Here is a 7,700-nt window from a genome sequence, read left to right on the forward strand (position 1 = left end):
GAGCAGCTCGAAACCGGCACGGTGTGGGTCAATGAATACCTCCACCTGTCCCCGTTTGCGCCCTTTGGCGGGCACAAGCAGTCTGGCTTCGGCGCCGAATACGGCAAGGAAGGCCTCAAGGAGTTCACCTACGCACAGGTGATCACCGTGAAGAAGGACAGCGTCCTCGCGTAAAGCCGCGTGGGCATTTCTGCTGACGAATTGAGCGCCGGGCTGGCGCGGGTCTGTGCCCGCGTCGGCCTCGGCGCTTTGTCGTTGGAGCCGCAGCGGCTTACCGGCGGCGCGGTGATGGAGAGTTGGCGGTTTGGCGCGGGCGGTTCAAATTACGTCCTGCGCCGCGCGCCGAGCCTCGCCTTCATGGAGGGGCGGCCTTACGGGCATTCCACCGAGGCGGCGCTGATAGAAGCGGCGCGGGCCAAGGGCGTCACCGCGCCGCACGTGGTGGCGGTGCTGGAGGCGGCGGACGCGCTGGGCAGCGGGTTCGTGATGCGCGCGCTGCCGGGGACGGCTGATCCCAAAGTGATTCTGGCGTGCGACGATCCCGATGGGCTGCTGCGCGAGGCGGCGCGAGATTTGGCCCGCATCCATCGGCTGCGCCCCGGCGACGTGCCCGAGGGCGTGCCGGTGATGGACTACCGCGCGGCCATCGCTGACCTGAAACAGCAATTCATGGACGCAGGCGGGGATCGTCCGATCATCGCGCTCGGCCTCCGGTGGCTGGAGGACAATTGCCCGCCCGAGGTCGAGCCCGTCCTCAACCACGGCGACTACCGCATGGGTAACCTGCTGGTGGAGGGCTCACACCTCACCGGCGTGCTCGACTGGGAAATCGCCCATTTCGGCGACCGCCACGAGGACTTGGCCTTCGGCTGCATGGCGGTGTGGCGCTTCGCTCGGTATGATCGTCCGGCGCTGGGGCTGGGGAGCATCGCAGACTACATCGCCGCCTATGAGACCGAGGCGGGGGTGACCGTCGACCCTGCGCGCTTCCGCTTCTGGACGATTTATCGGACGGTGTGGTGGGCGCTCGGCTGCCTCAAGATGGCCGCCCAATGGCGCTCGGGCGCGGACCGGATGCTCGAACGCGTGGTGATCTCGCGCCGGACGAGCGAGCAGGAATTGGATCTGCTGCTGCTGCTGGAGGAGGATGCGCCGGAAGATGAGCTGGCGCGGCCGATCGCGTTCGAAATCCCGCCCGCGCCGCAGGGCGAGGCGACCGATGGCGAACTCGCGCAGGCAATCTTCGAATGGCTCGGCACTGTCAAGGATCGCTTCGAAGGGCATGACCGCTTCCAGTATGCCGTGGCCCGCAATGCGCTCGGCATGATTTCCCGCTACACGCACGCCTCGATCCCGGCGGTCGAGAACCCCGATCTTGCCGCGAAGATGCTGGCAGGCGACGCAAACCTATCCGCACCCGGAACGCTGGCGGAATTGCGAGGCGGCATTCTCGCCGCTGTGGCGCAGGATGTGCCGAAATATCCCGCGCTGGCCCACGCGCGCAAGAAATGGACCGGAGAGTAGTAACCCATGGACTTCGCCATCCCCGCCGACCTTCAGGCCTATCTCGCCGAACTCGACGCCTTCATCGCCGCCGAGATCAAGCCGCTCGAACAGCAGGACGACAACATCCGCTTCTTCGACCACCGCCGCGAATATGCGCGCACGGACTTCGAGGCGGGCGGGCTGCCTAGGCACGAGTGGGAGGAACTGCTCAAGGAAGCCACCCGCCGATCGGACAAGGCGGGCCATTGGCGCTTCTCCGCGCCCAAGCGCTATGGCGGCAAGGACGGCAGCAACCTCTGGATGGCGGTGATCCGCGAACACTTTGCCCGTCAGGGTCTCGGGCTGCACAATGATCTGCAGAACGAGCACAGCATCGTCGGCAACTTCCCCTTCGTCGCCATGTTCGACCAGTGGGGGACAGAAGAACAGAAAGCCGAATTCATCCTCGGCGGGTTCGAGCGCACGCGCCGCGTCGCCTTCGGGCTGACCGAACCGCACCACGGCTCCGACGCCACCCACATGGAGACGGTGGCCGTGCGCGAGGCCCGTGACGGGGTCGACGGCTGGCGGATCGATGGCGAGAAGATGTGGATCACCGGGATGCACACCGCCACCCATTGCGCAATGTTCGCGAGGACGGCGGGCAAGGCGGGGGACGCGAGCGGGATCACCTGTTTCCTCGTCCCCAACCCCACCGAGGGGCTGAAAATCGAGGAGTGGATGTGGACCTTCAACATGCCCACCGATCACCCGCGCCTCTCGGTGAGGAACGTGTGGGTGCCGGACTCAGCGATCCTCGGCGTCGAAGGCCGCGGCCTGGCGCTGGCGCAAAGCTTCGTCCACCAGAACCGCATCCGGCAGGCGGCGAGCAGCTGCGGCGCGGCGCTCTATTGCATTGATGAAAGCGTCAAATACGCGCGGGAACGCAAGCCCTTCGGCGAGGAGCTGGCGCGCAACCAGGCGATCCAGTTCCCGCTGGTGGAGCTGGCGACGCAGGCCGAGATGCTGCGCCTCCTGATCTTCAAGACCGCGTGGGAGATGGACAATATGCCCCACGAAGCGATCGAGCGGACGATCAGCGACAAGGTCTCGATGTGCAATTACTGGGCGAACCGGCTGGTGTGCGAGGCGGCGGACCGCGCGATGCAGGTCCACGGCGGCATCGGCTATTCGCGGCACAAGCCCTTCGAGCACATCTATCGCCACCACCGCCGGTATCGGATCACCGAGGGCAGCGAGGAGATCCAGATGCGCAAGGTGGGGGCCTACCTGTTCGGCTATCTGGGGCCGAAGCGGGGGATGTTTGACTAGCCCCTTCCCCGTGGGGAAGGGGTTGGGGATGGGGGTACGACGGACGCTGATGCCCAACCCCCACCCCCAGCCCCTCCCCATGGGGAGGGGAGGAAGAAGGGCTAACTCCCTCGCCGCCACCACCCGGCAAGCACACTCCCGATCACCACGTGCCACACCGCCGAAATCGCCGCCGGGACCGGGGCGAGGGCGGCCTGCGCCACATCGGCGAACTGCGCGGCGAAGGCGGGGGTCTTCGCCAGCCCTGACCCGAGGCCCGAATTCTGCATCCCCACCTCGATGCTGATCGTCCGCGCCTCGATCTCGCCCAGTCCCAGCAGCCGCGCGAGGGCATAGCCCAGCGCAAAGCCCAGCGCGTGGAGCAGGAAGGTCGCCAGCAGCAGCACGCCGGCGTGCTCAGCGATTTGCGCCTTCGCCCCGCCGACGATTCCGCCCACGATCAGGATCACCAGCACGATCGCGACCAGCGGCAGCACTGCGCTCACCCGCTCCGCTGCGCGCGGGAACAGGCGATTGAGGACCGTCCCCAGCACCACCGGCACCAGCACCACGCCGACCATCTGGACGAGCAGATTCAGTCGGTCGATCTCCACATAGGCCCCCGCCAGCCACCCCGTCAGCAGCGGCGTCATCACCACCGCGGCCAGCGTCGAGGCCATGGTCATCGCCACCGACAGCGCCACATGCCCGCGCGCGATGTAGGTGACGATGTTCGACGCGGTGCCCCCCGGGCAGCACGCCACCAGAATGAGGCCGACGGCGAGCCCCGGCTCCAGCCCCAGCACCTTGGCCACGGCAAAGCCCGACAGCGGCATCACCGCGAATTGCAAGCCCACCCCGGCAAACAGCGCGCGCGGCATCCGGGCAAGGCCGCGGTAATCCTCGAAGGTCAGCGTCAGGCCCATGGCGAGCATCACCACCCCCAGCGCGAGGCTCAGCAGCGGCTGCCCGGCGAAGCGGATGCTCCCGTCGGTCATCCAGGTGAAGGCGGGCGGGTAGAACCACGCGAGCGCCACGCCCCCCACCGTCAGCGCGGCGAAATTGTTGGTGATCCGTTGCAGCATCTTCGAGGCCCCCTGAGCCGCCGTCTGTAATCGACCAACGACATTGCCGCCCCTAGCAATATCCTTGCGCGCCGCTAGTCTTCCGCGCCGACAGAGGGAGACTTTCCATGCGCTATCTCGCCGCCGCCCTGCTCGCCGGGGCCGCTTGCATCGCCGCACCGCTCGCCGCCGCGCCTGCCAAGAAGGACGCCAAGGCGGAGGAGAAGTGGAGCGTCGATGCGCCCAAGGGCGCCACGATCAAGCAGGTCGCGATCGACACCGATGAAGGCACCTGGATGGATGTCGACGTCGCGCCCGATGGCAAGACGATCGCCTTCACCCTCTTGGGCGATATCTACACGCTGCCGATTGAGGGCGGGACGCCCAAGCGCATTTCGGAAGGCCTCTCGTGGGACGTGCAGCCGCGCTTCTCGCCCGATGGCACGCGCATCGCCTTCACCTCGGACCGCGGCGGCGGGGACAATATCTGGGTGATGAACGCCGACGGCTCGGACAAGCGGCAGGTGACCAAGGAGGACTTCCGCCTCTTGAACCAGCCCGCATGGTCGCCTGACGGGCGGTTCATTGCGGCCAAGAAGCACTACACCACCGAACGCAGCGCCGGGACGGGCGAGGTGTGGCTCTACCACGTCAGCGGCGGCGGCGGGGTGCAGGTGGTCGAGCGCGCCAATGAACGCCTCCAGAAGGAGCTGGGCGAGCCGGTCTTCGCCCCCGACGGTTCCGCGATCTACTACACCCGCAACACCACGTCTGGCCCGATCTTCGAATATGCGCAGGACTCGCAGGCCGGGATCTTCGCCATCGAGCGCCATGACCTCGCCACCGGCGAAGTCACCACCGCGGTCAGCGGCTACGGCGGCGCGGTGCGCCCCTCGCCCTCGCCCGATGGCAAGGAGATCGCTTTCGTCCGCCGCGACAAGGACCAGACCCAGCTGTGGGTCAAGGACATCGCCTCGGGCCGCGAGCGGATGATCTACGGCAAGCTCGATCTCGACGTGCAGGAGACCTGGGCGGTTACCGGGGTCTATCCCAACATGGACTGGCTGCCGGATTCGAGCGGCATCGTCTTCTGGGCCGGCGGCAAGCTCAACCGTGTGGCCCGCGACGGCAGCGGCCATGCGGTGATCCCCTTCCGCGTCAAAGACACCCGCGGCGTAGCCGATGCGCCGCACCCGGTGATCGCGGTCGCGCCCGACAGCTTCACCACCACCATGCCGCGCTTTGCCACGCTTGTCCCCGATGGGTCGCGCGTGGTGTTCGAGAGCCTTGGGCGGCTCTATTCCAAATCCGCCAAGGGCAAGGACGCGCCCGCCCCGCTGACGGGCGACAGCGTCGACGTGCTCGAAGCCTTCCCCGCCTTCAGCCGCGACGGGCAGAGCCTCGCCTATGTCCGCTGGAGCGACGCTACACTCGGCGAGATCATTGTCGCCGATGCGCAGGGCCAGAACCGCCGTGTGCTCACCGGGCCAGGGCATTTCGGCAATCTCGCCTTTTCGCCCGATGGCACGATGCTCGCCTTCGAGAAGCGCGAGGGCGGTTACCTCACCTCGCCCGATTTCTCGGAAGGCCCCGGCATCTATGTCATGCCGGTCGCCGGAGGGGAGGCAAAGCTCGTCACCCGTGACGGGGCGAACCCACAATGGGGCGCAGGCAATGACCGCCTGTTCATGGTCGCGCGCGACGGCTGCAACCTCGCGCTGGTCTCGACCGACCTCGATGGTAAGGCCAAGCGCACCCACGCCAAGGGCGATCTCGCCAACGACCTGCGCATCGCGCCCGATGGCCGCACCATCGCCTTCCGCCAGAACTACGAAGTCTTCGCCATGCCGCTGGTGCCCGGCGGCAAGCCGGTCGACGTCAGCGAGAAGGGCGGCTCGCTCCCCGTGACCAAGGTCAGCACCGGGGGCGCGGATTACCTCGGCTGGGCGAATGGCGGCGAGACGCTGTTCTGGTCGATCGGGCCCTCCTTGCAGAGCGCCAACGTGCCCGCGCTGTTCGCGGCCGCCCCCAAGGCGGAGGACGACAAGACGCCTGCCTTCACCCCGCCCACAACCGGCATTCCGCTGCAAGTGACGGTACAGAAGGCCAAGCCCTCCGGCACCACGGTGATCCACGGCGCGCGGGTGCTGACGATGCGCGGAGGGCTCGGCGCGGACGATGCCGGGGTGATCGAAAGCGGCGTGATCGTGATCGAAGGCGACCGCATCACCTCCGTCAGCGAAGGCTCGATCGCGGCGATGACCTTCCCCGAAGGCACCCGCTTCGTCGACGCCAGCGGCAAGACCATCATGCCCGGTCTTGTCGATGCCCACGCCCACGGGGCCTACGGGGTCGGCGACCTGATCCCGCAGCAGAACTGGTCACTGTTGCAGGACCTGGCGATGGGCGTGACCACGATCCACAACCCCTCCAGCCAGGCGAGCACCGTCTTCGCCGCGGCCGAGCGCCAGAAGGCGGGGCTGACGCTCGGCCCGCGCATCTTCTCGACCGGTGAGATCATCTACGGCGCCAAGGCCCCCGACGTGTATGCGCGGATCGACTCCTACGAGGACGCGCTCGCGCATGTGCGCCGGATCAAGGCGCAGGGGGGCATCTCGGTCAAGAACTACAACCAGCCCCGCCGCGAACAGCGCCAGATGGTGGTGCGCGCTGCCGCGGCCGAGAACATGCTGGTGGTGGCCGAGGGCGGATCGCTGTTCGGCATGGACATGAACATCGCCGCCGACGGCAACTCGACGCTGGAACACAACCTCCCGGTCGACGTGTTCTACGAGGACGTGCTGCAGTTCTACAGCCAGTCGGGCACCAACTACACGCCGACGCTGGTGGTCACCTATGGCGGCCTAGCAGGCGATCCCTATTGGCGGCAGGCGACCAATGTGTGGGAGAACCCGCTGATGGTCCACACCCCGCCCAAGATGCTGCTCGCCGAGACCGCGCGCCGCACCAAGGCACCCGAGTGGGCCTTCGTCGACGACAACAACGCGCGCGAGGCAAGGAAGCTTGCGCAGCGCGGCGTGAAGGTGAGCATCGGCGCGCACGGCCAGCAGGCGGGCATCGGCGCGCATTGGGAGCTGTGGAGCTTCGTGCGCGGCGGCATGAGTCCGGTGGCGGCATTGAAGGCGGGCACCATCACCTCCGCGCAGTCGCTCGGCATGGCCAAGGACATCGGCAGCATCGAAGTCGGCAAGCTTGCCGATCTGGTGATCCTCTCGGACGATCCGAGCGCGGACATCGCCAATTCCGACAATATCGAGAAGGTGATGGTCGGCGGGCGGCTGTATGACGCGCGGACGATGAACGAGGTGGGCACCGGGGACGCCAAGCGCCGCCCCTATTTCTGGGAAGGCGAAGGCGCGACCGGCGCGGCCGGATCGATGCGCACGACCAACGAGGGACGTGGGCATGCCGATGGGGATGCGGGGTAATCGTTGGACGGCTGGAGGGGGCGTTACTTCCCCTCCAGCAGCCCCCGCAGATCCTTGAGCGCCTTGGCGCGCAGCTGGTGGACGCGCGGCACGCTGACTTCCAGCACCGCGGCGATTTCGGTGAGGTTCAGCTCCTCGACGAAGAACAGCTGGAGCACCAGCTTCAGCCGGTCGGGAAGCTTGACCATCGCCGCGATCAGCCGCTCGCGGTCCTCGGCGGCGCACAGCGCCTCGAAGGGGTCGGGATCGTCGCTGGCGAAGGCAAGGCTGGTCTCGTCATAGGCGTCATCGATCGGGGTCAGCCTGATCCCCGAGGCCTCGATGGCGAGCAGTTCCGCATCGCCCACCTGCATCGCCCGGGCGAGTTCGGCGCGGCTCGGCTCGCGGCCCA

At 67.4% G+C, this 7,700-nt stretch carries 6 protein-coding genes; 4 read left to right on the plus strand and 2 right to left on the minus strand.

What is annotated here, in order from left to right:
• From NBV68_RS15690 to NBV68_RS15700, 3 genes are all read left to right on the plus strand, one after another.
• Window positions 1-174, plus strand: a 174-nt coding sequence (locus NBV68_RS15690) for an aldehyde dehydrogenase family protein (RefSeq protein ID WP_296311508.1), incomplete at its 5' end; no start/stop codon positions are given.
• Between the two features lie 6 nt (window positions 175-180).
• Window positions 181-1,524, plus strand: coding sequence for a phosphotransferase (locus tag NBV68_RS15695; protein ID WP_296311493.1), 1,344 nt, complete (start codon window positions 181-183; stop codon window positions 1,522-1,524).
• A 6-nt stretch (window positions 1,525-1,530) separates the two neighbouring features.
• Window positions 1,531-2,817 (plus strand): acyl-CoA dehydrogenase family protein, encoded by a 1,287-nt coding sequence (locus NBV68_RS15700; RefSeq protein WP_296311496.1) that lies wholly within the window; start codon window positions 1,531-1,533, stop codon window positions 2,815-2,817.
• A gap of 101 nt (window positions 2,818-2,918) precedes the next feature.
• Here the strand turns inward: NBV68_RS15700 and NBV68_RS15705 are convergent, their stop codons facing one another.
• A complete protein-coding gene (locus tag NBV68_RS15705; protein WP_296311501.1) occupies window positions 2,919-3,881 on the minus strand; it encodes a bile acid:sodium symporter family protein in 963 nt (320 codons plus the stop codon).
• Window positions 3,882-3,988: 107 nt separating this feature from the next.
• On the opposite strand from NBV68_RS15705, the gene NBV68_RS15710 reads away from it, so the two are divergent.
• Window positions 3,989-7,309 carry an amidohydrolase family protein gene (locus NBV68_RS15710; RefSeq protein WP_296311503.1) on the plus strand — a complete coding sequence of 1,107 codons (3,321 nt, stop codon included), beginning with the start codon at window positions 3,989-3,991 and terminating at the stop codon, window positions 7,307-7,309.
• Window positions 7,310-7,332: 23 nt separating this feature from the next.
• On the opposite strand, the gene NBV68_RS15715 is transcribed toward NBV68_RS15710, so the two are convergent.
• The coding region (locus NBV68_RS15715) for a sigma-70 family RNA polymerase sigma factor (protein ID WP_296311506.1) at window positions 7,333-7,700 on the minus strand (368 nt) is incomplete at its 5' end.

Source organism: Erythrobacter sp. (genome assembly GCF_023653175.1).
GTDB lineage: Bacteria > Pseudomonadota > Alphaproteobacteria > Sphingomonadales > Sphingomonadaceae > Erythrobacter.